The organism is Bacillus sp. SIMBA_008 (assembly GCF_046535495.1).
GTDB classification, from domain to species: Bacteria; Bacillota; Bacilli; order Bacillales; family Bacillaceae; genus Bacillus; species Bacillus subtilis.
This window is the reverse complement of the sequence record NZ_JAWRWL010000413.1, coordinates 1-274: the sequence shown is the minus strand read 5'-3', so window position 1 is coordinate 274 and position 274 is coordinate 1. Positions and strand designations below refer to the sequence as shown.

The window sequence follows — 274 nt, the reverse complement described above, 5'->3', positions numbered from 1 at the left end:
CATCGCATATCGGTTTTCTTAATCGCGCTGACCTGGGCTTTCTCGATTCCCCAGCCTGTGGATGAGAACCGGCTTCAAGGGATGATTGAAGGTTTTGCCGTCATGGGAAGACATGTGCAGAACCTGGGGAAAGTCAAGCCGAGATTCTGCCGGGCGCGTCATCGCGCGATGAGCGTTCGCGGCTGCGCGAAATAGCCCTGGACAACCGCCTTAAGCGCGAGTATCGTCGCCCCATCGATGCACGTTCGTGTCGATGGTGCGTTGCCTTCAGAGG

1 protein-coding gene is annotated in these 274 nt (G+C 57.3%); it reads left to right on the top strand.

The window, feature by feature from the left end; all coding sequences use genetic code 11:
* On the top strand, nt 1–195 hold a 195-nt coding region (locus SB658_RS23820), incomplete at its 5' end, for a hypothetical protein (protein ID WP_410602787.1).
* Nucleotides 196–274: the final 79 nt, after the last annotated feature.